A 2,294-nucleotide genomic window follows, 5' to 3' on the forward strand; every position below is an offset into this window, starting at 1 on the left:
AGTAATCATGCTCGCCCAAGAAGAAGCCCGGCGTTTGGGTCACAACTTCGTAGGAACAGAGCAGATCTTACTAGGATTGATCGGCGAGGGAACGGGTGTGGCCGCCAAGGTTCTCAAATCAATGGGAGTGAATTTAAAAGATGCTCGCATAGAAGTCGAAAAAATCATCGGCCGTGGCTCTGGTTTCGTAGCTGTGGAAATTCCTTTTACACCCAGAGCCAAACGTGTTCTAGAACTGTCACTAGAAGAGGCGCGTCAGTTAGGACACAATTACATCGGCACAGAACACCTATTACTGGGGTTAATTCGAGAAGGAGAAGGGGTGGCAGCACGTGTCTTAGAAAATCTGGGTGTAGACCTTTCTAAAGTCCGCACTTCGGTGATTCGGATGTTGGGTGAAACGGCGGAAGTGGCAGCAGGCAATACCGCTACAGGTCGCACGAAAACCCCCACCCTCGATGAATTTGGCACAAATCTCACTCAGTTGGCAGCCGAACGCAAGCTAGACCCAGTGGTGGGACGACAAAAAGAAATTGAGCGGGTGATTCAAATCCTCGGACGACGCACGAAAAATAACCCTGTACTGATTGGTGAACCTGGGGTGGGAAAAACAGCGATCGCGGAAGGTTTGGCCCAACGCATCTCTAACAAGGATATTCCCGATATCCTCGAAGATAAACGGGTGGTGACCCTAGATATCGGTTTACTGGTGGCAGGAACTAAGTACCGGGGGGAATTTGAAGAACGTCTCAAAAAAATCATGGATGAAATTCGCACCGCCGGAAATGTGATTCTGGTGATTGATGAAGTTCATACCCTAATTGGGGCGGGTGCAGCAGAAGGGGCTATAGATGCGGCGAATATCCTTAAACCAGCTTTGGCGAGGGGTGAATTACAATGTATCGGAGCCACGACTTTAGATGAATACCGCAAGCACATCGAACGGGATGCGGCACTAGAGCGACGTTTTCAACCAGTGATGGTGGGTGAACCCTCTGTCGATGAGACGATTGAAATTCTCTATGGATTACGGGAACGCTACGAACAACATCACAAACTGAAAATTTTAGATGAGGCTCTGATTGCGGCGGCGAAACTCAGTGACCGGTATATTAGCGATAGATTCTTACCCGATAAGGCAATTGATTTGATTGATGAGGCGGGTTCTCGTGTTCGTTTACTCAATTCCCAACTTCCCCCGGCAGCCAAGGACAAGGAAAAAGAACTTAGAGGCATCTTAAAACAAAAAGATGATGCGGTTCGTTCCCAGGATTTTGAAAAAGCGGGTGAATTGCGCGATCGTGAAATTGAACTGAGAGAACAAATAAGCTCTATTGCCAGTGCGAAAAAAACCGAGGGTGATACGGTAGAGCCTTTTGTCAGTGCTGAAGAAATCGCCCATATTGTGGCTTCTTGGACGGGTGTTCCGGTGAATAAACTGACGGAAACCGAATCTGAGAAACTGATGCACATGGAAGATACCCTACATCAAAGATTAATCGGTCAAGAAGATGCGGTAAAAGCGGTTTCTCGTGCCATCAGGAGAGCGAGAGTGGGATTGAAAAACCCGAACCGTCCGATCGCTTCGTTTATTTTCTCTGGGCCAACTGGTGTGGGGAAAACCGAGTTAACTAAGGCGCTGGCGACTTATTTCTTTGGTTCCGAAGATGCGATGATCCGTCTGGATATGTCGGAATATATGGAACGTCATACGGTTTCTAAGTTGATTGGTTCGCCTCCGGGGTATGTGGGTTATAACGAAGGGGGTCAGTTAACGGAGGCGGTGCGTCGTCGTCCTTATACGGTGGTTCTTTTTGATGAGATTGAGAAAGCCCATCCCGATGTGTTTAATATGTTGCTGCAAATCCTCGAAGATGGTCGCTTGACTGATGCCAAAGGTCGGACAGTGGATTTTAAGAATACTCTGTTGATTATGACTTCTAATATTGGTTCAAAAGTCATCGAAAAAGGTGGCGGTGGTATTGGGTTTGAGTTTAGTGGTGAGAATGAAAGCGAAGCCCAATACAATCGGATTCGTTCTCTTGTTAATGAAGAACTCAAACAATATTTCCGTCCAGAATTCCTCAACCGTCTTGATGAGATTATTGTCTTCCGTCAACTGAGTAAGGATGAGGTCAAAGAAATTTCGGAAATCTTGCTATTAGAAGTTTTCTCAAGGCTTACTGAACAACAGATTACTTTAAGTGTGACTGATAAGTTTAAAGAACGCCTCGTCGAAGAAGGATATAACCCCGCTTACGGTGCGCGTCCTTTACGTCGTGCCATTATGCGCC

At 46.8% G+C, this 2,294-nt stretch carries 1 protein-coding gene; it reads left to right on the forward strand.

What is annotated here, in order from left to right; genetic code table 11:
- The coding region (locus C7H19_RS25000) for an ATP-dependent Clp protease ATP-binding subunit (protein WP_245927794.1) at window positions 1-2,294 on the forward strand (2,294 nt) is incomplete at both ends.

Origin of the sequence: Aphanothece hegewaldii CCALA 016, from assembly GCF_003007785.1 — a bacterium.
In the GTDB taxonomy this organism is placed as follows: Bacteria; Cyanobacteriota; Cyanobacteriia; order Cyanobacteriales; family Microcystaceae; genus Chroococcus; species Chroococcus hegewaldii.